A 24,974-nucleotide genomic window follows, 5' to 3' on the forward strand; every position below is an offset into this window, starting at 1 on the left:
TCTCGGTGCTCAACGAAGCCGGCGTGCCCGACACCACGGAAAACGCACAGCGCATCGTCAAGGTGATTGCCGACGATCTGAAGTAAGGGCTGCCCGGCGTGCTGCGCTTTCGCAGTCTTGGCAGCGGCAGCACGGGCAATGCCACGCTGGTCGAGGCGACCAGCGGCGGGCGCACCTCGCGGCTGCTGGTCGACTGTGGCTTCGGGCTGCGTCGCCTGGATGCCCGCCTGGCCCGCGCCGGGCTGGCGGCGAGTGACCTCGACGCCGTCTTCATCACCCATGAGCATGGCGACCACATCGGCTGCGTCCACGCGCTGTCGCGTCGCGAACGCCTGCCGGTCTGGATGAGCGAGGGCACCTGGCTGGCCACCGGCGGACACGACTTCGAGGGCCGCCTGCATCTGGCCCGGGATGGCGCCGACTTCACCGTCGGCGACCTGTCGGTCCACCCCTTCACCGTGCCGCACGATGCGCGCGAGCCGCTGCAGCTGCGCTGCACCGACGGTGCCCGCAGCCTGGGCGTGCTGACCGACCTCGGCCACGTCACACCCTACGTCCTCGCGCAGCTGGTCGGCCTCGACGCGCTGCTGCTGGAGTGCAACCACGACAGCGAGATGCTCGCCGCCTCGGCCTACCCGCCCTTCCTGAAGCTGCGCGTGGGCGGCAACTACGGCCACCTGTCGAACGCCGCCGCGGCCGAGATCGCGCGCACCGTGCACCACAGCGGCCTGCGCCATGTGCTGGCCGCGCATCTGAGCGAGCAGAACAACCGGCCGGAGATCGTGCGCCGCGTGCTCGCCGAGGCCCTGGGCGCCGGCGAGCAGGACATGCTCACCGCCACGGCGGCCGAAGGCTCGCCCTGGCTGGACGCCTAGCCGCCCTGGCGAAGGCGGCGCGCGTCAGTGCGTGCGCTGGCGCATCGCCTCGTACAGGCAGATGCCGCTGGCCACCGAGACGTTGAGACTCTCGACCGCGCCCATCATCGGGATGCTGATCAGCTCGTCGCAGCTCTTGCGCGTGAGCTGGCGCATGCCGGCGCCTTCGGCCCCGAGCACCAGCGCGAGCGGGCGCTTCAGGTCGCTCTGGTAGAGCGTGCCGGGCGCATCGTCGCTGGTGCCGACGCACCAGATGCTGCGTTCCTTCAGCTCGCCCAGGGTGCGGGCCAGGTTGGTCACCATGAAGTACGGCACCGTCTCGGCGGCACCGCTCGCCACCTTGGCAACGGTGGCATTGATGCCGGCCGCGTGGTCCTTCGGAGCGATCACGGCATGGGCACCGGCGCCGTCGGCCACGCGCAGGCAGGCCCCCAGGTTGTGCGGATCGGTCACGCCGTCGAGCACCAGCAGCAGCGGCATGGTGCCCGCGGCTTCCAGGCCTTCGAGCAGTTCGTCGAGCGAATGGGTCTGCGGGATGGCCTCGACGCGGGCGGCGATGCCCTGGTGGCCGTGGCTGCCGGCGAGCTTGGCGATGCGCAATGCATCGGCCTCGACGAGCCGCACACCGGCGTCCTGCGCACGCGCCTTGAACTGCTGCATGCGCGCATCACGACGGCTCGCATCGAAGAGCACCTCGATCACCGATTTCGGCGCGGTCTTGATGCGCACGCCGACGGCATGGAAGCCGAAGATCACTTTGGGGGAAGACATGCGGGGATTATCCCTGCGGGCCCGCCATGGTCCGGCGCGCTCAGGCTCTCTTTTCGTCGGCGCCCACGCGGCCAGCCTCGATCGTGATGCGGCGTTCACAGCGGTCTGCGATGCCGCGGTCGTGCGTGACCAGCACGAGCGTTGTGCCCAGCTCCCGGTTGAGGTCGAACATCAGCGCCATCACCTGCTCGCCGGTCGCGAAGTCGAGGCTGCCGGTCGGCTCGTCGGCCAGCAGCAGTTGCGGCTGCACGACGAAGGCCCGCGCCAGCGCCACGCGCTGCTGCTCGCCGCCGGACATCACCTTCGGATAGTGGTTCAGGCGCTGGCCGAGGCCGACGCGGCCCAGCATCTCGGTGGCGGCCTTGCGTGCGTCCTTGCGGTCGGCCAGCTCCAGCGGCAGCATCACGTTCTCCAGCGCCGTGAGGTTGGCCAGCAGCTGGAAGCTCTGGAACACGAAGCCGACCTTCTGCGCACGCAGCGCCGCGCGGTCGTCCTCATCGATCGCGAAGAGGTCCTCGCCGGCGAGCCGCACGGTGCCGCGCGTGGGCGTGTCGAGCCCGGCGATGATCGACAGCAACGTGCTCTTGCCCGAGCCCGAAGCCCCGACGATGGCTGCGGTTTCCCGCGCGCCCAGGGTGAAATGGATGTCCTGCAGAATGTCCAGCGTACCTGCCGAATCGGTGACCGACTTGAAAACATGATCGACGGCAACAATTGCTTCGGAGGGGGTTGGGGACATTGAAAGGCTTTGCGTGGTGAATCGACGTGACTTTATCGTGATGGGCGCCGTGCTCGGCAGTACGGGGCTTTCCCCTGGGGCCTTCGCGCAGGCGCCCGGGACGAAGCCGGTGATCCTCGTGGTCGGTGATTCGCTCTCGGCCGAGTACGGGCTCAAGCGCGGCGAAGGCTGGGTCCCGCTGCTCGAGAAGCGGCTGGCCGACCAGAAGATCGCCGCCACGGTGGTCAACGCCAGCATCAGCGGCGACACCACCTCGGGCGGCCGTGCACGGCTGGCCTCGCTGCTCAAGCAGCACAAGCCGACACACGTCGTGCTGGAACTGGGCGGCAACGATGCGCTGCGCGGCCTGCCGATCCAGAACACCGAAGACAACCTGACCCAGATGACGAAGGCCGCGCAGGCGGCTGGCGCCAGGGTGCTGATCGTCGGCATGCAGGTGCCGCCCAACTACGGCGGCGATTACCTCCAGCGCTTCGAGGCGATCTTCCAGAAGGTGGCGACGGCGACGAAGGCGGCCGTGGTGCCCTTCCTGCTGCACGGCGTGGCCGATGGGCCGGACGCGGCGAATCTCTTCCAGCCGGACCGCATCCACCCGGTGGCCGCCGCACAGCCACGCATGCTCGACAACGTCTGGCCGGAGTTGAAGAAACTGCTCGGCCGATAGCCGCTGCCAGGCCGAAAAAAAGCCGCCGCTGCGACTGCGCAGTGGCGGCTTTTTTTCAGAGGACAGCGATCAGCCGTTCTTGGTCGGCAGGTCGGGAATGGTGGGTGGATCGCGTTCCAGCGAGGCCACGTCCGTTTCCGGGTCGCCAGGGGCCAGGCCCTCGCTGCTCGGATTGAGCTTGCGTTCGGCTTTTTCCCGCAGCTTCTCTTCCTTCTTCTTCTTCTTGGCCAGCTCTTTCTGGCGCTTCTCGTAGCCGTAGTTGGGTGTTGCCACTGCTTCTCCTTGAGCGAGGCAGTCCGGGTGACTGCGTGTGGGTTGACTGTAAGCGATAACTGCCGCGGTTCAGAGCGCGGCCAGCGCCTGCGCCAAGTCAGCCAGGAGATCTTCCACGGCTTCGAGCCCGACCGAGAAACGCACCAGCGTGCCGCGGTGCGGCCAGCGCGCCACGCTCGCGTCGCGCATCAGGCCGATGTCGTAGGGCACCACGAGGCTGATGGGTCCACCCCACGAATAGCCCAGCCTGAACAGGCGCAGTCCATCGCAGAAACGGTCGACGTCCTCGGCGCTGAAACGCTCGTCGAACACCACCGAGAAGAGGCCTGCCGCACGGTCGGCCGCCCCGCACAGGCGCTGCCAGTTCGCGTGACCGGGGGAGCCCTCCAGCGCCGGATGCAGCACCTGCGCGATCTCGTCGCGGCCCTGCAGCCAGTGCGCGATTTCGCGGGCACTCCGGTCGTGCGCCTCGTAGCGCAGCGCGATGCTCGGCAGCGAACGCAGCAGCGTCTCGACATCGCCGACACCCACGCCCCAGCCCATGCGCATGTGCGTGAGCTTGAGGGCCTGGTGCAGCCGCGCGTCTCGCGTGATCACGCTGCCCATCAGCACGTCGCCGCCGCCGCTGGGGTACTTGGTGAGCGCGTGCACCGAGACATCCACCCCCTGCCCGCTGCCGTCGAGGTCGAAGGGCGCGAAGGCCAGCCCGGCGCCCCAGGTGTTGTCCAGCGCCGTGACCACGCCACGCTCACGGCAGACGGCCACCAGCGCCGGCAGGTCGGGGAATTCCATGGTGACGGAACCGGCCGCCTCGAGCCACACGAGCTGGGTGCGGTCCGACAGCTTGGCCGCCAGATCTTCCGGGTCCATCGCGTCATAGAAGCGGTGGCTCACGCCGAAGTTGGCCAGCTCGCCGGCGGCCAGCGCCTTGTTGGGGCCGTAGGCGTTGTCGGGGATCAGCACCTCGCCGCCCGTCTTCAGCAGCGCGAAGGCCACGAGCGAGATGGCCGCCAGGCCGCTGGGCACCAGCAGGCAGTCGGTGCCGCCCTCCAGCGTGGCCAGCCGTTCCTCGAGCGTGAAGGTGGTCGGCGTGCCGTGCAGGCCGTAGGTGTAGCCGGCCTTGGTCTTCCAGTCGCGCGCCCGCATGGCGGCCACGTCGGCGAAGAAGACCGTGGAGGCCTTGAAGACCCCGGGCTGCGGCGCGGCGAATGTCGCCGGCGGTTGGTAGGGGTGGTGGATCAGGTCGGTGATGGGATCGGACATGCTGCGATGCTAGAGCATCGACGGCAAGGCCGATGCGCTCAGCCTCTCAGACCGACCACTTCTGGATCAGCTTGTCCGGCCGCATGCTGTCGTAGCCCTCGAAAGGCTGGTGAATCCACGGATTCGTCGCCAGGAATTCGACCGAGTAGTCGGGCGTGAAGGTCGAGAGGGCCTTGGTCCAGAGCACGGCGCTGCGCAGCTCGGTGATGGGTGCGTACTTGGTGCGCAGCATGTCGACCACCGCATGCAGCGTGTGGCCCGAATCGGCCAGGTCGTCGACCAGCAGCACCTTGCCGGCGATCTCGCCCTTGGGCGTGGTGATGAAGCGCGCGATGTCCAGATGGCCCTGCACCGTGCCGGCGTCGGCGCGGTACGAGCTGGTCGACATGATCGCCAGCGGCTTGTCGAAGATGCGCGAGAGCACGTCGCCCGGGCGCATGCCGCCGCGCGCGAGGCACAGGATGGTGTCGAACTCCCAGCCCGACTGGTGCACCTTGATCGCGAGCTTCTCGATCAGGTTGTGGTACTCGTCGTAACTGACGTAGAGATGCTTGCCGTCTTCGGTCAACATGGGTCGTGGTTCCTGTTCAGTCGGCCAAGTAAGGGTGACGCATCATGATCGTGTGGTCGCGGTCGGGGCTGGTCGACACCATGTGGATCGGCACGCCGGTAACCTGTTCGATGCGCTGCAGGTACAGCCGCGCGTTGACCGGCAGCTTGTCGTATTGCGTCACACCCACGGTGCTCTCGGTCCAGCCTTCGAGCGTCTCGTAGACCGGCGTGCAGCGCGAGATCTCGTCGGCGCCCATCGGCAGGATGTCGGTGTGCTCGCCGTCGAGCTCGTAGCCGGTGCACAGCTCGAGCTTCTCGAGGCCGTCGAGCACGTCGAGCTTGGTGATGCACAGGCCCGACAGGCCGTTGACCTGCGCCGAACGCTTGAGCAGTGCGGCATCGAACCAGCCGCAACGACGGCTGCGGCCGGTGGTCACGCCCTTCTCGGCGCCCACGGTGCTCATGTGATAGCCCGGCGTGCCCGGCTTTTCCCAGTCGAGTTCGGTGGGGAAAGGGCCGCCGCCGACACGCGTGCAGTAGGCCTTGGTGATGCCGAGGATGTAGTGCAGCATGCCCGGGCCGACGCCCGAGCCGGCGGCCGCGTTGCCAGCCACGCAGTTGCTGGAGGTCACGTACGGGTAGGTGCCGTGGTCAACGTCGAGCAGCGTGCCCTGGGCGCCTTCGAACAGCAGGTTGGCGCCGGCCTTGTGGGCGTCGTTGAGTTCGCGCGACACGTCGGCCATCATCGGCTTGAGCAGTTCGGCGTGGATCATCGCCTCGTCGTACACCATGTCGAAGTCGATGGCCGGCGCGCCCAGCACCTGCGTGAGCACATGGTTGTGCAGGTCGAGCAGCACCCGCAGCTTGTCGGCGAAACGCTGGGGATGCTTCAGGTCCTGCACGCGCAGCGCGCGGCGCGCGATCTTGTCTTCGTAGGCCGGGCCGATGCCGCGGCCGGTGGTGCCGATCTTCTCGCTGCCGCCCTTTTCGCGGTACAGCTCGCGGGCGATGTCCAGCGCCGCATGGAAGGGCAGGATCAGCGGGCAGGCCTCGCTGATGCGCAGACGCGAACGCACCTCGACGCCGGCCTTCTCCAGCCCCTCGATCTCCTCGAAGAGCTTGGCGGCGGACAGCACCACGCCGTTGCCGATGTAGCACTTGACGCCCGGCCGCATGATGCCGCTGGGGATCAGATGCAGCGCCGTCTTCACGCCGTTGATGACCAGCGTGTGGCCCGCGTTGTGGCCGCCCTGGAACCGGACCACGCCCTGCGCGCTCTCGGTCAGCCAGTCGACCAGTTTGCCCTTGCCCTCGTCGCCCCATTGGGTGCCGACGACGACCACGTTTCTTCCGGTGGTAACACTCATGATGGTTCGCTTCTCAAGATTCAGATGGCTTGGACGTTCCACTGGCCGGGGGCGCTCTGGACGAGCTCCCGGTCGCACTGGAACTCGTCGATTTCGCTGTCATGGCCCGGCAGCACGCAGACCACGGTCTCGCCCTGCGCGCGCAGCGCGGCGATGGCCGCGCGCAGGCCGGCCGCGTCGCTCCATGGGGCGCGGATGGCGGCGCGCAGCGGTGGGGTCGGCACGACGCCCACCAGCTCGCGCAGGTCGACGCTGAAGCCGACCGCCGGTCGGTTGCGGCCGAAGACGGCCCCGACCTCGTCGTAGCGGCCGCCGCGCACGAGGGCGTCGGCGGCGCCGTTCACGTAGATGCCGAAGCGCATGCCGCTGTAGTAGGCATAGCCGCGCAGGTCGGACAGGTCGAAGCTGACCTGCGCGCCGTCGAGGCGCGCGGCCAGTTGCCTCAGGTCGCGCAGCGCGGCACGCACCGTTGCGGTGTCGGGCAGCGCGGTGGCCGCCTCGTCCAGCACGGAGGCGTCGCCGTACAGCTGCACCAGGGCCAGCAGGCCCTCACGCGACGCGGCGGGAAAATCGCGCGTCAGCATGCGCAGTTCGCTCGCGTCCTTGGCGGCCAGCGCGGCGTGCACGCGGGCGATGACGGCCGCATCCACCATGACGCCGGCAAAGAGCGAGCGCACGATGCGGGCATCGGCCATGTCGACGATCACGCCGGGCGGCAGGCCGGCAGCACGCAGGCAGTCGAGCGCCAGCAACAGCACCTCGGTGTCGGCCTCGAGCCCGGCGTGGCCGTAGATCTCGGCGCCGAACTGCAGCGGCTCGCGCGTGGCGTGCGGGCGGTCGGGCCGGGTGTGGACCACCGGGCCGCAGTAGCACAGGCGCGTGACGCCCTGCCGGTTCAGCAGGTGGGCATCGATGCGCGCGACCTGCGGCGTGGTGTCGGCACGCAAGCCCATCGTGCGGCCCGAGAGCTGGTCGACCAGCTTGAAGGTTTGAAGGTCGAGGGCCTCGCCGGTGCCGGACAGGAGGGATTCGAGGTGTTCGAGCAGCGGCGGCATCACCAGCTCATAGCCATAGCCACGGGCGGTGTCGAGCAGTTCGCGTCGAAGTTCTTCGATGTGACGCGCCTCGGAAGGCAGCACATCGGCAATGTGATCCGGGAGGACCCAGGCGGACATGGGGATCGGGGGCGTGGTTAAACAGGGATTCTACCGGGCGCGGGCCGGTGGCCCGCCGCAGGGCGGCCCCGCAAGACGAAAGCTAATCGAGAATCCAGAGCAGCAGCAGCCCGACGAGGATGCTGCACAGGCCGAAGAAGCGCAGCTGGCCGTCGCGCAGTTGCATCAGCTGGCCGAAGCCGCGGCGCCAGCCGCCCGGCGATACGAAGGGCAGCAGCCCTTCGATCACCAGCACCAGCGCCAGCGCACTCCAGAAGGCATCGGCACTCACAAAAAGCGCTCAGCGCTGCGGGGTCGGGCTGCCGGGGCCGCGCAGGGCGCGGAAGAAGTCGGAAGACGACGGGTCGACCACCAGCACGTCGCTCTTCTTGTTGAAGCTCTGCTTGTAGGCGTCGAGGCTGCGGTAGAACTGCGCGAACTGCGGATCGCGGCCGAAGGCTTCGCTGTAGGCCGAGGCGGCCTGCGCATCGCCCTCACCCTTGATCTTCTGGGCGTCACGGTAGGCGTTGGCCACGGTCACTTCGCGCTGGCGATCGGCGTCGGCGCGGATCTTCTCGCCCTCGGCGTAGCCGGTCGAACGCAGCTCGTTGGCCACGCGCTTGCGCTCGGCCTCCATGCGGCGGTAGACCGACTCGGTGATCGCTTCCACGTAGTCGACGCGGGTGATGCGCACGTCGACGATATCGACGCCCCAGGGCTTGGCGCCCTTGACCACCGACAGCACTTCGCGCTGCACGTCGGCCATGAGCTGCTCGCGCCGCACGGAGATCAGGTCGCGCACGGTGCGCTTGTTGACGTTCTCCTGGAAGGCGTTGCGCACCACGCGGTTGAGCTGCACCGCGCCAGCGTTCTCGTCGAGACCGACGTTGCGGATGTACTCCGACGGATTGGACACGCGCCAACGCACGTACCAGTCGATCACCACGCGCTGCTTTTCAGCGGTCAGCATGGGCTCGGTCTCGAGGCTCGACAGCGTCAGCAGGCGCTTGTCGATGTACGAGACGTTCTGGAACGGCGGCGGCATCTTGAAGTTGAGGCCGGGCTCGGTGATCACGCTCTTGATCTGACCGAGCTGGTAGACCACGCCGAACTGGCGCTGATCGACCACGAAAAGCGTCGAACTCAGCAGCGCGAGCGCCACCAGGATCGTCGATGCGATGAAACCGATTCTGTTCATGTTCTGGTTCTCCGCTTCAGCGTGCGTCGCGCTCGCGCGAGCGGCCGTCGCGCAGCCGCGCGTCGTTGGTCACCGGTGCCACCGGGATCACCGAGGACTGCGGCGGCGCGGTGCCGGCCACGTTCGGGCTGGCGCCGTCGACCGGCGCGCCGGCCGTGCCGGCCGTGCCGCCACCGGTGGCCTGCATCAGCTTGTCGAGCGGCAGGTACAGCAGGTTCGAGCCCTGCTTGGAATCGACCAGCACCTTGGTGGTGTTGGCATAGATCTGCTGCATGGCGTCGGTGTACATGCGGTCACGCGTCACCTGCGGCGCCTTCTGGTATTCGGCCAGCACGGCAGCGAAGCGGCCGGCATCACCCTGGGCCTGGGCCACGACGCGCGCCTTGTAGGCTTCGGACTCTTCCTTCAGGCGCGACGCCGTACCCGTGGCGCGTGGCACCACGTCGTTGGCATAGGCCTGCGCCTCGTTCTTGGCGCGCTCGCGTTCCTGGCCGGCCTTGAGCACGTCGTCGAACGCCGCCTGCACCTGCTCGGGCGGACGCACGCCGCCCTGCTGCAGGTTGATGTTGACGACTTCGACGCCAACCTTGTAGCGGTCGAGGATGGTCTGCATCAGCGTGCGCACGCGCGGGGCGATCTGGTCGCGCTCCTCGGCCAGCGCCGCGTCCATCTTCATCTTGCCGACCACCTCGCGCACCGCCGTTTCGGCCACCTGCACCACCGTGTCGGCCGGCGCCTTGCTCTCGTAGAGGTAGGCACGCGCATCGCTCAGGCGGTACTGCACGGCGAACTTGATCTCGACGATGTTCTCGTCTTCGGTCAGCATGGCCGACTCGCGCAGGCCGGTGGAGCGCACGATGGCGTCGCGGCCCACGTCGGTCGAACGGATCTGCGTGACCACCACCACCTCGTGGCGCTGGATCGGGTACGGCAGACGCCAGTTGAAGCCGGCGCCGACGGTCGTCTTGTAGCGGCCGAACTGGGTGATGACGGCCTGCTGGCCTTCGTTGACGATGAAGAAGCCGGTGCCCAGCCAGATCAGCACGGCGACGCCGGCGATCAGGCCGATGCCGTAGCCGGCGTTCTTCATGTCGGGCTTGAAGCCGCCACCATTGCCGCTGGGCGGACGGTTCCCGCCGCCCTTGCCGCCACCGAAGAGGCCGCCGAGCTTGCGATTGAAATCACGCCAGAGTTCATCGAGATCCGGCGGCCCCTGGTTGGGGCCCTGGCCTCGCGGGCGCTGGTTGTTGTTGCCCGAGGGCGGCGGATCGGCGTCGGGCCGGTTTCCTGTCGGGCGGTCGTTGCTCGACGCGGGCTCGTCGCCCCGTCCCCATCGGCCGTCGTTCAGGTTGAACATGCCCTGAAAACGTCTCCACACTGGCTTTGCATTCATTCTGTTCGGTTCTCTCGTCAGTGGAGCGATTGTGCCCAATCAGCCGGGTGCATCGTGCAATTCAGCCCCGGCCTCCAAGGACATGCCCGCTGGGACCGAACCGGAGCGGCGCGCCAACTCGCTGCGCAGCGCCGGCAACCCGGCGCCGCTGTGCGCGCTGACGAACAGGCGAGGCACCTGCACGCCATCGACGTCCATCTCGTCCTGCATCTGCAGGGGTTGTTGCGCGCTTTCAAGGGCGTCGACCTTGTTGAAGATCAGCAACTGCTGAATGCCGTCGGCACCGATCTCGCGCAGCACGCGCTGTACCTCGACCATCTGCTCCGGATGATGCGGGTTGGACGCGTCCACCACATGCAGCAGCAAGTCGGCGTCGACCGCTTCCTGCAGCGTCGCCTTGAAGGCGTCGACCAGGCCGTGCGGCAGGTCGCGGATGAAGCCGACGGTGTCGGAAATCGACACCTGGCGCCGGGCGTCACCCAGGTAGAGATGGCGCGTCGTCGTGTCGAGCGTGGCGAAGAGCTGGTCCGCGGCATAGGCGCGGGCCTTGACCAGCGCATTGAAGATCGATGACTTGCCGGCGTTCGTGTAGCCCACCAGCGAGATGTTGAAGGTGTCGCGCCGCTCGCGCTGGCGCCGCTGCGTGCTGCGCTGCTTCTGCACCTTGGCCAGGCGCTCGCGGGTGCGCTTGATCGACTCGTCGATCATCCGGCGGTCGAGCTCGATCTGCTTCTCGCCCGGGCCGCCACGCACGCCGGCACCACCGGTCTGGCGCTCGAGGTGGGACCAGCGGCGCACGAGGCGGGTGCTGAGGTACTGCAGCCGCGCCAGTTCGACCTGCAGCTTGCCCTCGTGCGAGCGCGCGCGCTGAGCGAAGATCTCCAGGATGAGGAAGGTGCGGTCGTAGACGGCGCAGCCCAGCGCGCGCTCGAGGTTGCGCTGCTGCGCCGGGCTCAGGGCCTGGTCGAAGATGACCTCGCTGGCGCGGTGCAGTTCGGCCAGTTCACGGATCTCGTCGGCCTTGCCGCTGCCGACGAACAGCGCCGCGTCGGGCGCCTTGCGTTTGCACACCAGGCGTTCGACAGGGGTCAGGCCGGCGGTCTGCGCGAGCAGGCCGAGTTCTTCGAGGGCGCTGTCGAAATGAGGCAGCCCGAAATCGACACCGACGAGAACGACGGCGCCATCCTGGCGGGGGATGTCTTCAGACAAGCGGAATGAGGGGTTGGCGGGAAAAAGCGCGGCAGGCGAGCCTGCCGCGCGATGTGCCGGTCAGGCAGCGGCGGGGTCGCTCTCGGCAGCCGAGAAGTTGACCGCGCGGCCAGGCACGATGGTGGAGATGGCGTGCTTGTAGACCATTTGCGTCACAGTGTTCCGCAGCAGCACGACATATTGATCGAAAGACTCGATCTGACCCTGAAGCTTGATGCCGTTCACCAGATAAATGGAAACCGGCACATGCTCCCGACGCAAAGTGTTCAGGAACGGGTCTTGCAAAAGTTGCCCTTTGTTGCTCACGATATTCTCCGTGTTCAAGGAAGAGTTAGAGGACTGAGAACCTTAACACAGGGTTTCCCCGCTGAAGCGCGGCAGTCAATGGCCCTGGAAAAATAACGTCTCTTGTTGGACGGAACTTCGGACGAGCCTCCGGCTCTCCACCCCGCTTGCAGCCGCACTACCCCTTGTCCTTGTCGGCGTAGGGATTGTGCGAAGACTTGAATTCGATGCGCAACGGCGTGCCGACCAGGTCGAACTCCTTGCGGAAACGCCCTTCGAGAAAGCGCTTGTAGGACTCGGTCACGTGCTCCAGCGAATTGCCATGGATCACGATCACCGGCGGATTCATGCCGCCCTGGTGCGCATAGCGCAGCTTGGGCCGGAACATACCGGCGCGCTGCGGCGACTGGAACTGCACCGCCTCGAGAAGCAGGCGGGTGAGCACCGGCGTCGACATCTTGCGCGTGGCCGACTTGTGCGCCTGGGCGATGGCCTGCCAGACCGGCCCGAGGCCCTGCCGCTTGATGGCGGAGATGAAATGCAGCGCCGCGAATTTCAGGAAAGGCAGGCGCGTCTCGATCTGGCGCTGCACCTGCTCCCGCTGGTAGCTGTCGACCGCATCCCACTTGTTGACCGCGATCACCACGGCGCGGCCGGATTCGAGGATGTAGCCCGCGATGTGCGCGTCCTGATCGGTCACGCCCTGTGTGGCGTCGAGCAGCAGCAGCACGACGTTGGCCGACTCGATGGCCTGCAGCGTCTTGACCACCGAGAACTTCTCGATCGCCTCGAACACCTTGCCCTTGCGACGCAGGCCGGCGGTGTCGATGAGCTCGAAGCGCTGGCCGTTGCGCTCGAAGGGCACGGTGATCGCGTCGCGCGTGGTGCCGGGCATGTCGAAGGCCACCAGCCGCTCCTCGCCCAGCCAGGTGTTGATCAGCGTCGACTTGCCGACGTTCGGCCGGCCGGCCACGGCCAGCTTGATCGGCTTGGCCTCGCCGTTGTCCTGCTCGTCCTCCGGCTCCGGCAGGTTCAGCGGTTCGAGCGCGAGCTCGACCAGGTCACGAATGCCCTGCCCGTGCGCTGCGGACACGCCGTGCACGTCGCCCAGGCCCAGCTCGTAGAACTCGACCAGCTTGGTGCCGTCGTGCATGCCCTCGGCCTTGTTGGCCACCAGCACGCAGGGCTTGCCCAGCCGGCGCAGTTCCTTGCCGATCTCGTGGTCCTGCGCCGAAAGGCCTTCGCGCGCATCGACCACGAACACGACGACGTCGGCCTCGGCCACGGCCTGGCGCGTCTGCTTGGCCATCTCCTTGAAGATGCCGCTGCCCGCGTCGGGCTCGAAGCCGCCGGTGTCGATCACGATGAACTCGTGGCGGCCCAGCCGACCGTTGCCGTAATGGCGGTCGCGGGTCAGACCGGCGTAGTCGGCGACGATGGCGTCACGCGTCTGCGTGAGGCGATTGAACAGGGTCGATTTGCCAACGTTGGGGCGACCGACCAGTGCGATGACCGGTTTCATGAGCAGCGCCCCTCGGTAAATTGATTCAGATGGTTATTCAGGACGGTAGCCGAACACGCCGCCATTGCGGGTGACGACCACGACCGTGTTGCCGGCGAGCACCGGTGTGGCGACGATCGGCGAGCCGTCCGGCGTGACGCGGTCGAGCAGCTTGCCGTCGTCGCGCGACACCAGGTGAAGCATGCCGAGTTCGTCGCCGATGATCAGCGAACGCCCCACGGCCAGCGGCGCGGTCAGCGTGTGGTACTTGAAGTGCTCCACCGACCAGGCGCGCTCGCCGTCGGCGCGGCGCCAGGCCACCACGGCACCGTTCGATTCGGTGCCGTAGACGAAGCGGTCGTCGCCGGCCACGCCTTCGGCGCCGGACGCCGGCTTGCTCCACAGCAGCACGCCACGGTTGGTGTCGACGCAGCCGACGCTGGCGTAGTACGCCCGCGCACAGACGGTGTCGCCCACACGGCTCACGCTGCCGGTCAGATCGACCAGGCGCTCGACGTCGTTCGTGCCGCGCGGTGCGGCGATGGGCGATTCCCAGCGCGACGAACCGTTGGCTGGATTCATCCCGACCAGGCGGCCGCCCACGCCGGCGACCAGCGTGTCACCCACGGCCATCAGCACGCCGGGCTTGCGCAGCACCAGGTTCTCGGCGGTACGCTGTTGTGCCCACAGGCGGCGGCCGGTCTGGCCGTCCCACGCCGTCATGGTGCGGTCGGCGGTCTGCACGAACACGCGCCGGCCGGCCACCAGGGGCGCGGTGAACGCCTGCGCCGGGAGACGCTGCTTCCACAGCACCTTGCCGGCCTGCAGGGCGACCAGTTCGTTGTCCCGCGTGACGACGGCGGCGATGGCGCCGTCGCTGCCCACACCGGCGATCAGGGGTGCGCCCGCATTGGCGCGCCAGTTTTCCTGGCCCGAGCGCGAGTCGATGGCAACCACGGTGCCGTCGGCCGCAGCCACGGTCACGGTGTCACCGCTGACGTCGACCTGCAGCGAGAAGTCGGTCTTGGGAACGGCGACCTTCCAGGCCTGGCGCACGCCGAACAGCGCCGGGTTGGCCGGCAACTGGACGGGCTTGGGCTTGGGCGTACCGGAACAGGCCGCCAGCGCGGCGACCAGCACGGTCATCGCGACGGCGCGCAGCGCGGGCGTGTGGGACACGAGACGAGACAGATTCATGATGGCGATCAGGGGTTCTTGGCGGGCGCCGCGGCGGCGGACGTCAGTGTCTTGGGGTCGACGCCGACGGCGTTGAGCTTGATCTCGACCAGGCGACGGTATTCGTTGCCGGGCTCGAAGGCGGTCCAGGCCTTCTGGTACTCGGCTTTCGCCTCGTCACGCTTGCCTTGCGCCAGGTAGATGTCGCCCTTGCGGTCGGCGATGAGCGCGTCGAATTCCTTCGGAAGCGGCGACGCGAGCTGCTGGAGGGCCTCGTCGTAGGACTTCTGCTGCAGCAACTCGGCCGACAGGCGCAGCCGGGCAATGGCCTGGTAACCGGGGTCGACCGCGTTCTGCGCGACCCATTCGAGCGCGGCACGCGAGGCATCGGCCTTGCCTTGCTCGTTGAGCGTTTTGGCGGCCAGGAGACCGGCCTGCTGCGCATAGACGGTGCCGGCGAAGCGCGACTTCATCTCGCCAAGCGCGCGCTCGATGCGCGCAGCATCGTTGGCTTGCGCGCTGCGCTCGACTTCGTCGTAGAGCGCCGCCGCCTGCGCGGCCTTGGTCCGCTGGAAGTACTGCCAGCCGTTCCACGCCATGAAGGCGCCGGCCGCCAGCAGCACGACCCAGGTGATGAGCGTGCCGTAGGTATTCCAGAAATGCTTCAGCTGGTCGAGCTGTTCCTGCTCTTCGAGGTCGAGATGGGTGGCCATGCGCTGTCAGTGGAGAAGGGTCGGCGATTGTAGAGTGGCCGCCCAGGCGCCCACGTCGGAGAGCGAACGCACGGTCTGGGCGCCGCTGCCGTCGCGCAGGGCCTTCACGGTGAGTTCGCCGCGGGCGAGTTCGTCGGCGCCGAACACCAGCGCATAGGTCGCGCCGCTGCCGTCGGCCTTCTTGAACTGCGACTTGAAGCTGCCGAGCCCGTCGACCGTGCTGGCGTGCATCTGCACGCGCACGCCGGCGTCGCGCAATTGCTGCAGTACGCGCAGCGCCACCGGCATGGCCGCGGCGTCGGGGATCACGGCGTAGGCATCCGGCACCGGCAGCGGCACCGGCGTGCCCTGCTCCTTGACCAGCTCGAGCACACGCTCGATGCCCATCGCCCAACCGACCGCGGGCGCCGGCTTGCCGCCGATCTGCGCGATCAGGTCGTCGTAGCGGCCGCCGGCACACACGGTGCCCTGCGCACCGAGCCGGTCGGTCACGAACTCGAACACGGTGAGGTTGTAGTAGTCGAGCCCGCGCACCAGGCGCGGGTTGATCGTGTAGCCGATGCCGTTGGCGTCCAGGATGGCGCGCAGGCCGTCGAAGTGCGCGAGCGACTCGGCGCCCAGGAAATCGATCAGCTTCGGCGCCGACTCGACCACGTCCTTCATGGCCGGGTTCTTGGTGTCGAGGATGCGCAGCGGGTTGCTGTGCAGCCTGCGCTTGGCTTCTTCATCGAGCGTGTCGGCGTGGGCCTCGAAGTGCTTGATGAGCTCGGCGCGGTGCAGCGCGCGCTCGGGTGGCTGGCCCAGGCTGTTGAGTTCGAGGCGCACGTCGGCGAGGCCGATCGCCTTCCACAGCGCTGCCGCCAGCAGGATCAGCTCGGCGTCGACCTCGGGGCCGGCGAAGCCCAGCACCTCGGCGCCGACCTGGTGGAACTGCCGGTAGCGGCCGCGCTGCGGACGCTCATGGCGGAACATCGGGCCGGTGTACCAGAGGCGCTTGCCGCCGTCGTACAGCATCGAGTGTTCGATGACCGCGCGCACCAGGCTGGCCGTGCCCTCGGGGCGCAGCGTGAGCTGCTCGCCGTTGAGCTTGTCCTCGAAGGAGTACATCTCCTTCTCGACGATGTCCGTGACCTCGCCGATGCCGCGCACGAACAGCGCCGTGTGCTCGACGATGGGCGTGCGGACGTTGCGGTAGGCGTAGCGGCCCATCAGGTCGCGCACGATGGCTTCGAGCCATTCCCAGCGCGCCGATTCCGGCGGCAGGATGTCGTTCATGCCTTTGACGGCATTCAATTTGTCGGCCATGGGATCCAGAGAGAAAAAATCAGGCGGCCGAGGCAGCGTGCTCGCCGCCGAAGCGCTTCTCGATGTAGGTTTCGACGAGCTGGTGGAATTCGTTGGCGATGTTCTCGCCGCGCAGCGTGAGCGCCTTCTCGCCGTCGATGAAGACCGGCGCGGCCGGCGCTTCGCCGGTACCCGGCAGGCTGATGCCGATGTCGGCATGCTTGCTCTCGCCCGGACCGTTGACGATGCAGCCCATCACAGCCACCTTGAGGTTCTCGACGCCGGGGTACTTCGTGCGCCACACCGGCATCTGCAGACGCAGGTAGTCGTCGATCTGCTTGGCCAGCTCCTGAAAGGTCGTGCTGGTCGTGCGGCCGCAACCCGGGCAGGCGGTGACGCTCGGCACGAACATGCGCAGGCCCAGCGCCTGCAGGATCTCGTTGGCGATCACCACTTCCTGCGTGCGCGACTCGCCCGGCTGCGGCGTGAGCGACACGCGGATGGTGTCGCCGATGCCCTCCTGCAGCAGGATCGACAGCGCCGTCGCCGACGCCACCGTGCCCTTGGTGCCCATGCCGGCTTCGGTCAGGCCCAGGTGCAGCGGGTAGCTGCAACGCCTGGCCAGTTCGCGGTAGACCGAGATCAGATCCTGCACGCCGCTCACCTTGCAGCTGAGGATGATCTGGTCGCCGTTCATGCCCATCGATTCGGCCAGCTTGGCGGAGTCGATGGCGGAGGTGATCAGCGCCTCGTACATCACCGACTTGGCTTGCCACGGCGTGGCGCGCTGGCTGTTCACGTCCATCAGATGCGCCAGCAGTTCCTGGTCGAGGCTGCCCCAGTTCACGCCGATGCGCACCGGCTTGTTCCAGCGCATCGCGGCCTCGATCATCTGGCCGAACTGCTTGTCCTTCTTATCGCCCTTGCCCACGTTGCCGGGGTTGATGCGGTACTTGCTGAGCGCCTCGGCGCAGGCCGGATAGTCGGTCAACAGCCGGTGGCCGTTGTAGTGGAAGTCGCCGATCAGCGGCACGTCGACGCCCATGCGGTCGAGCTGCTCGCGGATGTAGGGCACCTGGGCCGCGGCCTCGGGCGTATTGACCGTGATGCGGACCATCTCCGAGCCGGCGTTGGCCAGCTCCTTCACCTGGATGGCGGTGCCGATGGCATCGACCGTGTCGGTGTTGGTCATCGACTGCACGCGCACCGGTGCGTCGCCGCCCACCGTCACGGTGCGCGGCCCCCAGACGACGCTGGCCTGGCGCGAGCGGCGCGCCAGCGGCGCGGCGGGCTCGATCGGCAGGCAGCCAGACAATGGCTGATCGATCATGGCTTCACCTCGAAACGCGCCACCCCGCCGGAACGCGCCAGCGGCGTCAGGTCGAAGGGCTTGCCCTTGACCTGCACAGTGACCCCGGCCGCGTGTCCGACGACCACCGACAGCGGCAGCGTGCCGTTCAGCGCAACGGATTCGCCGGGCGTCACGATGCGTCGCAGCAGCGCCTTGCCGGTGGCGTCGGTCACGGTGATCCAGGAGTCGGCGCTCGCCACGAACACCAGCGCGTCGCCGCCAGCGGGCGCAGTTGCTGGAGCGGCCGCGGAGGCTGCAGGCGCCACCGGACTGGCGGCCATGGCCGTGGGGGTGGTCGACGCCGCCGGTACGGCCGGCGGTTCGCTCGGCGGCGGCAGCGCCGGAACCGGCTCGACCGCCGTGCCGGCGGGCGCATCGGCACGCTGCGGCGGCATCGCGGTATCGGAGGTCGGGGTCGCGCGCTCCGCCATGAGGCCGGACACCCAGTGGCTCAACTGGTCGAAGACGCCGGAGGGCAGCCACACCAGCGCGGCAGCACCTGCCAGCAGCAGGGCCACGACCACCAGCAGCCCGCGCGACGGCTTGCCGCCGGCACCGCCGTGCGTGCGCGGCGCGCCCGAGCGGAAGCTGCCGCTCAGTGGGCGATCGGCCTCGGCCAGGCCGGGACGCACGACACCCGGCAGCTTCGCGAGAACCGGCGCGGGGTCGACGCGCAACGCGCGGCAGACGCTCGCGGCCAGGGCGCGGGCGAAGACCGGGTCGGGCAAGGCCTCGATGTTGTCGTCTTCCAGGGCCTGCAGCTTTTGCGTCGGGACCTTGAGGGCCGCGGCCACCACGTCGATGTGCAGGCCGTGCCCCTCGCGCGCTTCGCGCAGCAGGTCGCCGGCCGTCTTGAGGGTGCTGTCGCCAAGGCTCAGGGGAGCCGTCTGTGAGCTGCCGAATTCGCTGGCGCGTTCAATCATCGAAATTCCCGCGTTCGTACGCCACCGCCTCCCTGGACTGAGGGAAGCGGCGCTGCAATTGCCCACCGAGTTGCGCCATCGCTTCCCGGTTGTTGAGCTTGCGTTCGATCTTGATGCCGAGCCACAGCGTTTCCGCATTGGCCGACGGACTGTTGTTGACCCGGCGGATGTAGAACTGCGCACGCGACCAGTCTTCGCGCTGCGTGAGCAAAACCGCCAGGTTGTAGCCGATGACCGGATTGCCGGCATCGATCTCGTAGGCCTGGAGCAGGCTGCGCTCGGCCTCCGGACGCTGGCCGGCCTGCATCTGGCAGACGCCCTGCGTCATGAGGGTCTTGGCCCGTTCGGTGTAGTTCGGCACGGCGAGCGCCGCGCTGAACTGCTGGGCCGCGTCGCCGTAGCGCTTCTGCTGGCACAGCAGCCAGCCGTAGTTGTGCAGCGTGTTCGGCTCGCGCGGGTTCAGCGCGATGGCGCGCCGGAAACTGTCTTCAGCCATGCCGGCATCGTCCAGCCGCATGTAGATCAGGCCACGCAGGTTGTACGCATCGGCGAAGCTCGGGTCGGCCGTGAGCGCCTGCTTGATCTCGTCGAGCGCGACGGTGGTCTGACCCGCCTGGAAATAGCCGATGGCCAGCTCGAGGCGGATGCGGGCGCGGCGACGGCCGGAGGGCTCGTCCGACGCCGTCACCATCTCGGCACGGCTGCCGTCGGCACTCCCCACGGGCCGGGTGGTCTGGGTCGTGGTGCTGACGCAACCGGCCAGCAGCGCCACCAGCGCCGCCCCCAGCAGACCGCGCAGCAAGCCGGCGTGCGGCGTCGAGAAAACCATGCTCATCGCGTCAATGCTCCTCGGGGGCGGCCACACGGACCGGATGCAGGACGACCGTTCGGCGCTGCGCCATGCGCTCGGCGGCGTGCGTGCGGTCCTTGACGTCGCCAGCCAGCTGGCCGCAGGCGGCATCGATGTCGTCGCCGCGCGTCTTGCGCACGGTGGTCACGATGCCCGCTTCGCTCAGGGTGCGCGCGAAGGCCAGCACCCGCGGCTGCGGCGAACGCAGCAGGCCCGACGCCGGGAAGGGGTTGAACGGGATCAGGTTGAACTTGCACGAGATGCCGGTGTTGCGCACCAGCTCGACCAGCTGCCTGGCGTGCTCGGGCTGGTCGTTCACGCCGTCGAGCATGCAGTACTCGAAGGTGATGAAGTCGCGCGGCGCATGCGCCAGGTAGCGCTTGCAGGCGTCGAGCAACTCGGCGATCGGGTACTTGCGGTTGAGCGGGACCAGGTCGTCGCGCAGCGCGTCGTTGGGCGCATGCAGCGACACCGCCAGCGCCACCGGGCAGTCGGCACCGAGCCGGTCGATCATCGGCACCACGCCGGACGTCGACACCGTCACGCGACGGCGCGACAGCCCGTAGGCGTTGTCGTCGAGCATGGTGCGCAGCGCGGGCACCAGCGCCGCGTAGTTCTGCAGCGGCTCGCCCATGCCCATCATCACGACGTTCGAGATGACGCGTTCGTCACGCTTGAGGTGCCGGCGCAGGAAGTGCTCGGCAAACCAAAGCTGCGCGGTGATTTCGCCAGTGCGCAGGTTGCGGCTGAAGCCCTGGTGCCCCGTGGAGCAGAAGCGGCAGCCGACGGCACAACCGGCCTGGGACGACACGCACAAGGTGCCGCGATCGTCCTCGGGAATGAATACGGCTTCGACGGCATTGCCGCCGCCCACGTCGAACAGCCACTTGATGGTGCCGTCGGCCGACTCGTGTTGGGTGATGACCGGCAGCGCCTCGATGCGCGCCGTGGTCGCCAGCTTCTCGCGCAGCGACTTGGCCAGGTCGGTCATCTGCGCGAAATCGCTCGCGCCGCGCTGGTGGATCCAGCGGAAGAGCTGCGTCGCGCGGAAACGCTTTTCGCCCAGCTTTTCGCAGAACGCGGCCAACCCCTCCAGATCGAACTCGAGCAGGTTGACGGTCGTCATGGGATCGGCCGGGCTGCGGACTCAGCGTGCGTAGACGTTGAGGCCGGCGAAGAAGAACGAAATTTCGGCGGCAGCGGTTTCCGGCGCGTCCGAACCGTGCACGGCGTTGGCGTCGATGCTGTCGGCGAAGTCGGCGCGGATGGTGCCGGCGTCGGCCTTTTTCGGGTCGGTGGCGCCCATCAGGTCGCGGTTCTTGGCGATGGCGTTTTCGCCTTCGAGCACTTGCACGAACACCGGGCCGGAGATCATGAACTCGACCAGGTCCTTGAAGAAGGGACGAGCGCTGTGCACGGCGTAGAACTGTTCGGCTTCGGCGCGCGACAGGTGCACCAGCTTGGCGGCAGCGATCTTGAGGCCGGCGGCTTCAAAGCGGGAGACGATCTTGCCGATGACGTTCTTGGCGACGGCGTCGGGCTTGATGATGGAGAGGGTGCGTTCGATGGCCATGGAGAAGTTGCTTCCTGAGCAGTTGATGTCGAAATGAGGTCCGTCGCAGCGCCGCACACGCAGCCTGCGACCTTGACAAAGCCTCTGATTTTAACCGGCGCGCCGTATGCGCTCGGTCGAAAGACCGCGAAAACCGCGGTCTGCGAAAGTTTTAGCGACCGCGGCGGCGACCACCGCCGGCGCCACCCGGCCCGCCGCCGCCGAAGCCGCCGCCACCCGGGCCGCCGCGACGCGGCCCCTGGCGCTGCTCCTTGCGCTGGCGCGAGAAGCTGTCGGCGCCGATGTAGCCCAGCGAGGTCTTCATCGGATCGGGCTGCGCACCGCCCGGTGCACGGTCTTCGCCGGCCGCTCGCCCTTGCCCCGGTTGGCCTTGGCCCTTGTTGTTGCGGCGCCCCTGCGGCGGGCCGCCTGCGTTGCCGCCACGGCCCCGATCACCGCGCGCGGCCTGGCCGTTGCCCGGATTGGGCATCGGCGGACCGCCGGCATTGCCGCCGTTGCCGTTGCGGCCACCGCGGCGCTTGTTGTTGCCACGGCCGTTGCGGCCGCCGCCCTCGGCGCCCTGCTCGCGCGGACCCGGCGCCGGGCGCGGGGCACCGCCGCCGGCCGCCTGGAACAGCGAGCGGATGTCGCGCTCGTCGAGCTCCATCCAGGCCCCGCGCTTGAGGCCGCGCGGCAGCACCATCGCGCCGTAGCGGATGCGGATGAGCCGGCTCACGGCATGGCCGACCGACTCGAACAGGCGGCGCACCTCGCGGTTGCGGCCTTCGGAGATGGTGACCTTGTACCAATGGTTGGAGCCTTCGCCGCCGCCCTCCTCGATCGTGCCGAACTGGGCCATGCCGTCGTCCAGGCGCACGCCTTCGAGCAACTTCTTCTTCTCTTCGCCACTGAGCGCACCGAGCACGCGCACCGCGTACTCGCGCTCCAGGCCGAAGCGCGGGTGCATCAGCTGGTTGGCGAGCTCGCCCGAACTCGTGAAAAGCAGCAGGCCTTCGGTGTTCAGGTCAAGGCGCCCGACCGATTGCCACTTGCCCTGTACCAGGCGCGGCAGCTTGCGGAACACGGTGGGCCGGTTCTGCGGATCGTCGTGCGTGACGACCTCGCCGACCGGCTTGTGGTACGCGATGACGCGGGCCGGCGGCGGCGCGATCCGGTAGCGGATCGGCTTGCCATTGATCTTGACCTGGTCACCGTACTGGATGCGCTGGCCGATATGGGCCGGCTCGCTGTTGACCGAGATGCGGCCCTGCAGGATGAGCGCCTCCATCTCGAGCCGCGAGCCCAGGCCGGCCTGGGCCAGCACCTTGTGCAGCTTGGGCGAGTCGGCCTCGGGCAGCAGCACGCGCTTGAGCGGCGGCACTTCGGGGCTTTCCTCGTCGGCATCGAACTGGCCAGAGATGACGTCGGCGAAGCGGATCGGCTCGGTCGGCGGCGCATTGCGGCGCTCGCGGTCGGCCATGCGCTTGGCGCGATCGAGTTCGTCCTCGTCGTCGTCCTCGTCTTCTTCCTCGTCGTCGACGCCCTCTTCGTCGTCATCGCCGCGCAGACGATCATCGGCAGCGACCGCAGGTGCGGGCCGGGGGACGGGCGCGTCGTCGTGCGGGGGCACCACCGCGGCAGGCACCACATCGGCATCGGCCGTCTCTGCCACCTCGCCGCCGTCGGCGGCAGGCGCTTCCACCACCGCTTTGGGCTTGCGCGGACGGCGCTTGCGCGGCGCGGCGGCCTCGCCCTCGGGCGCGCCGGGCGCAGCGGCGGCGGCCTGGTCGTCGGGAAGGGCGTCGACCGGCGGGATCACCGCATCGTCGGGTTCGGAGGAGCTCATGTGGGTGTTCCGGGTGGCGCGGTGGGTGCGTCGGGGTCGTCGAGGCCGGTCGGCTCGATCGGGGTGTCGGGTGCCACGACGGGATCGATGGCGGGATCGGATGCGGGTGCGATGTCGGATTCGGCCGCCGGTTCGTCCATCGGCAGCGCCGGCTGGTCCGGGCTGGCGGCCTCGGCCAGGGCGTCGAGCAGCGCGCCCTGCTGGGCCGGTGATTCGATCACCGGCAGCTGGTCGAGCGAGGCGAGCCCCAGGTCGTCGAGGAACTGCCGCGTGGTCGCGTAGAGCGCGGGCCGGCCGACGGTTTCGCGGTGGCCGATGACCTCGACCCAGTTGCGGTCCTCGAGCTGCTTGAGGATCTGCGAGTTGATCGTGACGCCGCGGATGTCTTCCATGTCGCCGCGGGTCACCGGCTGGCGGTACGCGATGATGGCCAGCGTCTCGAGCGCGGCGCGCGTGTAGCGCGGCGGCTTCTCGGGGTGCAGGCGGTCGAGGTGGTCGCGCATCTCCGGCCGGCTCTGAAAGCGCCAGCCGCTGCCCACGCTCACCAGTTCAAGGCCGCGCTGGGTCCAGTCTTCCTGCAATTCGATCAGCAGCGACTTGATCGTGTCGGCGCCCAGTTCGTCGTCGAACAGAACGCGCAGCTCGCGCACCGGCAGGGGCTGCGTCGAACAGATCAAGGCGGTTTCAAGAATGCGCTTGGCATCCGCCGTATTCATGGTTCGCGTTATCCGGGAAAAGGCGCCAGCGGCGCACGTTCAGGTGGATGGAGAGTCTCGTGATGGAGAAGCGGCGTTGCCGGCACGCGGCGGGCAGAACGCAAGGCCGGCTCGAAAGGCCGGCGCGGCCCTCGGGCCGTCAGGCGCGATTGTAGTCCAGGCCCCAGGCGGCCAAGCCCCGGATCAGGTCATCGGGCGGCGGCGCCAGAAAGACCAGGGGCGCCTGGGTCTGCGGATGCACGAAGGCCAGGCGGAACGCATGCAGCGCCTGGCGCGACATCCCGGCCGCCGGTGCCCCGCCATACAGCGCGTCGCCCACCAGTGGATGGCCGATGGAGGCCATGTGCACGCGGATCTGGTGGGTGCGCCCCGTCTCCAGCGTGCAGCGCACGGCGCAGCCGTCGGCCGTGCTGTCCAGCCGCTCGATCAGCGTGCGCGCCGTCTTGCCCGGGTGACGCTGCAGGTCGACCACCGCCATGCGCAGCCGGTTGCGCGGGTCGCGGCCGATCGGCGCATCGACCTGCCGGGCGGCCGCGCCTTGCCATGGCCGGTGCGCCATGGCAAGGTACTGGCGCGACACCTCGCGCGCGGCGATCAGCTGCACCAGCGCGTCCATCGTGGCCCGCGTGCGCGCGACCACCATCAGGCCACTGGTGTCGCGGTCCAGCCGATGCACGATGCCGGCGCGCGGCAACAGCGCCGCCTGCGGGTCGAGCGCCAGCAGGCCGTTGAGCAGCGTGCCGCTCCAATGGCCGGGCGCGGGGTGCACCACCAGCCCGGCGGGCTTGTCGATGACCCGCAGGTGTGCGTCCTCGTACACCACCCGCAGCGCCATGGGCTCGGCCTTGAAGGCCTGGCTCTGCGGCGTGGGACGCAGCTCGATCTGCCCGGACTCCCCCACGCGTACCGTGAGCGAGGGCTTAGTCACCACCCGGCCCTGGAGCACGACCGCCCCCGCATCGATCAATTGCTGCAGATAGCTGCGCGAGAACTCGGGAACCAAAGCCGCCAGCGAACGGTCCAGACGTTGCCCGTGCTGCGACGTGCCGATGGCAAAGGCCCGCACCTCGCTGGCCTCGCCGAGATCGGCACTTTCGTCGGCCTCGTTCGCGTCAGGGCCGCCCCGGGCTTCGTCCAGAGGGTCGGTCGATATAATCGAAGGTACTTGTTTCAAGAAAGCTTCATGTGATGTTTCGCGCCAAATTATCGGTTGTCCCTGCGTGGATAGCGCTCGCTGCGGCCGCATGGCTCGTCGCCGGCTGCTCGACCACCAAGGTCGACGAGACGGCCAACTGGAGCCCCAACAAGATCTACAGCGA

At 68.4% G+C, this 24,974-nt stretch carries 26 protein-coding genes; 2 read left to right on the plus strand and 24 right to left on the minus strand.

Annotation, left to right across the window (positions count from 1 at the left end):
* Positions 1 to 98: 98 nt before the first annotated feature.
* On the plus strand, positions 99 to 875 hold the full coding sequence (locus N8A90_RS24900; RefSeq protein WP_262077973.1) for an MBL fold metallo-hydrolase: 777 nt from the start codon (positions 99 to 101) through the stop codon (positions 873 to 875).
* Positions 876 to 899: 24 nt separating this feature from the next.
* On the opposite strand, the gene rlmB is transcribed toward N8A90_RS24900, so the two are convergent.
* Positions 900 to 1,646: a 23S rRNA (guanosine(2251)-2'-O)-methyltransferase RlmB gene (gene rlmB / locus N8A90_RS24905; protein WP_262077974.1), complete on the minus strand. Its 747-nt coding sequence runs from the start codon at positions 1,644 to 1,646 to the stop codon at positions 900 to 902.
* Between the two features lie 40 nt (positions 1,647 to 1,686).
* The gene (locus tag N8A90_RS24910) at positions 1,687 to 2,385 is read right to left on the minus strand and encodes an ABC transporter ATP-binding protein (RefSeq protein WP_262077975.1); all 699 of its coding nucleotides are present in this window, start codon (positions 2,383 to 2,385) and stop codon (positions 1,687 to 1,689) included.
* 40 nt (positions 2,386 to 2,425) lie between these two features.
* Between N8A90_RS24910 and N8A90_RS24915 the strand changes: the two genes are divergently transcribed.
* A complete protein-coding gene (locus N8A90_RS24915; RefSeq protein ID WP_262077997.1) occupies positions 2,426 to 3,049 on the plus strand; it encodes an arylesterase in 624 nt (207 codons plus the stop codon).
* A 69-nt stretch (positions 3,050 to 3,118) separates the two neighbouring features.
* On the opposite strand, the gene N8A90_RS24920 is transcribed toward N8A90_RS24915, so the two are convergent.
* From N8A90_RS24920 to N8A90_RS25025, 22 genes are all read right to left on the minus strand, one after another.
* Positions 3,119 to 3,322 carry a hypothetical protein gene (locus tag N8A90_RS24920; RefSeq protein WP_262077976.1) on the minus strand — a complete coding sequence of 68 codons (204 nt, stop codon included), beginning with the start codon at positions 3,320 to 3,322 and terminating at the stop codon, positions 3,119 to 3,121.
* Positions 3,323 to 3,391: 69 nt separating this feature from the next.
* Positions 3,392 to 4,585, minus strand: a complete 1,194-nt coding sequence (locus tag N8A90_RS24925; protein WP_262077977.1) for a PLP-dependent transferase — start codon at positions 4,583 to 4,585, stop codon at positions 3,392 to 3,394.
* Between the two features lie 46 nt (positions 4,586 to 4,631).
* Entirely contained in the window at positions 4,632 to 5,156 is a 525-nt protein-coding gene (locus N8A90_RS24930) for a phosphoribosyltransferase (protein ID WP_262077978.1), read from the minus strand.
* Between the two features lie 16 nt (positions 5,157 to 5,172).
* Complete coding sequence (locus N8A90_RS24935) at positions 5,173 to 6,504, minus strand: adenylosuccinate synthase (RefSeq protein ID WP_262077979.1); 1,332 nt, start codon at positions 6,502 to 6,504, stop codon at positions 5,173 to 5,175.
* A 20-nt stretch (positions 6,505 to 6,524) separates the two neighbouring features.
* Positions 6,525 to 7,679 carry an ATP phosphoribosyltransferase regulatory subunit gene (locus N8A90_RS24940; RefSeq protein ID WP_262077980.1) on the minus strand — a complete coding sequence of 385 codons (1,155 nt, stop codon included), beginning with the start codon at positions 7,677 to 7,679 and terminating at the stop codon, positions 6,525 to 6,527.
* Positions 7,680 to 7,761: 82 nt separating this feature from the next.
* Positions 7,762 to 7,950, minus strand: coding sequence for a DUF2065 domain-containing protein (locus N8A90_RS24945; protein WP_262077981.1), 189 nt, complete (start codon positions 7,948 to 7,950; stop codon positions 7,762 to 7,764).
* Between the two features lie 9 nt (positions 7,951 to 7,959).
* Positions 7,960 to 8,856 carry a protease modulator HflC gene (gene hflC, locus N8A90_RS24950; RefSeq protein WP_262077982.1) on the minus strand — a complete coding sequence of 299 codons (897 nt, stop codon included), beginning with the start codon at positions 8,854 to 8,856 and terminating at the stop codon, positions 7,960 to 7,962.
* 16 nt (positions 8,857 to 8,872) lie between these two features.
* Positions 8,873 to 10,213, minus strand: a complete 1,341-nt coding sequence (gene hflK / locus N8A90_RS24955; protein ID WP_262077983.1) for an FtsH protease activity modulator HflK — start codon at positions 10,211 to 10,213, stop codon at positions 8,873 to 8,875.
* A gap of 75 nt (positions 10,214 to 10,288) precedes the next feature.
* The gene (gene hflX, locus N8A90_RS24960) at positions 10,289 to 11,458 is read right to left on the minus strand and encodes a GTPase HflX (RefSeq protein ID WP_262077984.1); all 1,170 of its coding nucleotides are present in this window, start codon (positions 11,456 to 11,458) and stop codon (positions 10,289 to 10,291) included.
* Between the two features lie 60 nt (positions 11,459 to 11,518).
* On the minus strand, positions 11,519 to 11,764 hold the full coding sequence (hfq, locus tag N8A90_RS24965; RefSeq protein WP_262077985.1) for an RNA chaperone Hfq: 246 nt from the start codon (positions 11,762 to 11,764) through the stop codon (positions 11,519 to 11,521).
* 157 nt (positions 11,765 to 11,921) lie between these two features.
* Positions 11,922 to 13,265, minus strand: a complete 1,344-nt coding sequence (der, locus tag N8A90_RS24970) for a ribosome biogenesis GTPase Der (RefSeq protein ID WP_262077986.1) — start codon at positions 13,263 to 13,265, stop codon at positions 11,922 to 11,924.
* Between the two features lie 33 nt (positions 13,266 to 13,298).
* Positions 13,299 to 14,441 carry an outer membrane protein assembly factor BamB gene (bamB, locus tag N8A90_RS24975; RefSeq protein WP_262077987.1) on the minus strand — a complete coding sequence of 381 codons (1,143 nt, stop codon included), beginning with the start codon at positions 14,439 to 14,441 and terminating at the stop codon, positions 13,299 to 13,301.
* An 8-nt stretch (positions 14,442 to 14,449) separates the two neighbouring features.
* Positions 14,450 to 15,133, minus strand: coding sequence for a YfgM family protein (locus N8A90_RS24980; RefSeq protein ID WP_262077988.1), 684 nt, complete (start codon positions 15,131 to 15,133; stop codon positions 14,450 to 14,452).
* 6 nt (positions 15,134 to 15,139) lie between these two features.
* Complete coding sequence (hisS, locus tag N8A90_RS24985; RefSeq protein WP_262077989.1) at positions 15,140 to 16,438, minus strand: histidine--tRNA ligase; 1,299 nt, start codon at positions 16,436 to 16,438, stop codon at positions 15,140 to 15,142.
* Between the two features lie 19 nt (positions 16,439 to 16,457).
* On the minus strand, positions 16,458 to 17,747 hold the full coding sequence (gene ispG, locus N8A90_RS24990; RefSeq protein ID WP_262077990.1) for a flavodoxin-dependent (E)-4-hydroxy-3-methylbut-2-enyl-diphosphate synthase: 1,290 nt from the start codon (positions 17,745 to 17,747) through the stop codon (positions 16,458 to 16,460).
* Complete coding sequence (locus N8A90_RS24995) at positions 17,744 to 18,691, minus strand: helix-turn-helix domain-containing protein (RefSeq protein ID WP_262077991.1); 948 nt, start codon at positions 18,689 to 18,691, stop codon at positions 17,744 to 17,746. The genes ispG and N8A90_RS24995 overlap by 4 nt, the downstream gene beginning before the upstream one ends.
* A complete protein-coding gene (gene pilW / locus N8A90_RS25000; RefSeq protein ID WP_262077992.1) occupies positions 18,684 to 19,526 on the minus strand; it encodes a type IV pilus biogenesis/stability protein PilW in 843 nt (280 codons plus the stop codon). The genes N8A90_RS24995 and pilW overlap by 8 nt, the downstream gene beginning before the upstream one ends.
* Before the next feature lie 4 nt (positions 19,527 to 19,530).
* Positions 19,531 to 20,667, minus strand: a complete 1,137-nt coding sequence (rlmN, locus tag N8A90_RS25005; RefSeq protein WP_262077993.1) for a 23S rRNA (adenine(2503)-C(2))-methyltransferase RlmN — start codon at positions 20,665 to 20,667, stop codon at positions 19,531 to 19,533.
* A 21-nt stretch (positions 20,668 to 20,688) separates the two neighbouring features.
* Positions 20,689 to 21,114, minus strand: a complete 426-nt coding sequence (gene ndk, locus N8A90_RS25010; RefSeq protein ID WP_262077994.1) for a nucleoside-diphosphate kinase — start codon at positions 21,112 to 21,114, stop codon at positions 20,689 to 20,691.
* Between the two features lie 151 nt (positions 21,115 to 21,265).
* Positions 21,266 to 22,939 carry a pseudouridine synthase gene (locus N8A90_RS25015; protein ID WP_262077995.1) on the minus strand — a complete coding sequence of 558 codons (1,674 nt, stop codon included), beginning with the start codon at positions 22,937 to 22,939 and terminating at the stop codon, positions 21,266 to 21,268.
* Complete coding sequence (gene scpB / locus N8A90_RS25020) at positions 22,936 to 23,655, minus strand: SMC-Scp complex subunit ScpB (RefSeq protein WP_262077996.1); 720 nt, start codon at positions 23,653 to 23,655, stop codon at positions 22,936 to 22,938. The genes N8A90_RS25015 and scpB overlap by 4 nt, the downstream gene beginning before the upstream one ends.
* A 139-nt stretch (positions 23,656 to 23,794) precedes the next feature.
* Positions 23,795 to 24,829: an RluA family pseudouridine synthase gene (locus N8A90_RS25025; RefSeq protein ID WP_410087746.1), complete on the minus strand. Its 1,035-nt coding sequence runs from the start codon at positions 24,827 to 24,829 to the stop codon at positions 23,795 to 23,797.
* Between the last annotated feature and the right edge of the window lie 145 nt (positions 24,830 to 24,974).

It is taken from the genome of Variovorax sp. N23 (genome assembly GCF_025486315.1).
Lineage (GTDB): Bacteria > Pseudomonadota > Gammaproteobacteria > Burkholderiales > Burkholderiaceae_C > Variovorax.